The sequence below is a fragment of the Methylobacterium sp. C33D genome (assembly GCF_053345825.1).
Window position 1 is genome coordinate 1 of record NZ_JBKFAV010000199.1, and the last position, 307, is coordinate 307.

A 307-nucleotide genomic window follows, 5' to 3' on the forward strand; every position below is an offset into this window, starting at 1 on the left:
GGTCTCCGCCCAGTCGAGGCTGAGGACGGGCGGTCCGGTCTCCGACTCCGCCACCCGCCACGCCGCGCGGGCCCGGCCCTGCGGGAGCGCCAGGGACCCGTGCTCCACCGCGTTGCTCGTCAGCTCGTGGAGGGCCAGCGCGACGACCTGCGCGGCCTTGGGCCGGAGGCGCACCCGCGGGCCGGCGAGGATGGCCTGCTCGCCCTCGCGGGCGAGGGGGAACATCAGCTCGTCCGAGATCAGCGTGTGCAGGTCGGCGTCGCCGAACGCGTCCGTGGCGGCCTGCACGCGCATGATCGCCCCGAAC

Annotated in this window: 1 pseudogene; it reads right to left on the minus strand. The window is 76.2% G+C overall.

The annotated features are described in order from the left end of the window. A pseudogene (locus ACLBXO_RS32020) lies at positions 1-288 on the minus strand (sensor histidine kinase); the annotation flags it as partial. Positions 289-307: the final 19 nt, after the last annotated feature.